We start from the raw sequence: 336 nt of genomic DNA on the forward strand, positions 1-336 counted from the left end.
GGGCAGGATACAATCTACGACTACGATGCAGCCAGCGGCTATGTGGATACCATCCAGATGCTGGTGAACCCGGAGGAAGTGGATGTAATGCAGGATAACATGGACCTGATGATCCGCATCCGGGAGACAGGCGAGAAAATCCGGGTGAACTCGTACTTCAAGGGCTCCGCATACAAAGTGGAGCGGGTGACGTTCGCGGACGGAAGCGTTTGGAATCAGAGTAAACTGGAATCCAAAGTGATTACTGAAGGTACGGAAGGCAATGACGTGTTGTATGGAGTGGACGGCTATGCAGACTGGATGCGGGGTCTGGCCGGCAACGATACCCTGTACGGA

At 53.9% G+C, this 336-nt stretch carries 1 protein-coding gene; it reads left to right on the forward strand.

The annotated features are described in order from the left end of the window. On the forward strand, positions 1-336 hold a 336-nt coding region (locus BN3772_RS30420; RefSeq protein ID WP_042204532.1), incomplete at both ends, for a calcium-binding protein.

Source organism: Paenibacillus camerounensis (genome assembly GCF_000723885.1).
Lineage (GTDB): Bacteria > Bacillota > Bacilli > Paenibacillales > Paenibacillaceae > Paenibacillus_AQ > Paenibacillus_AQ camerounensis.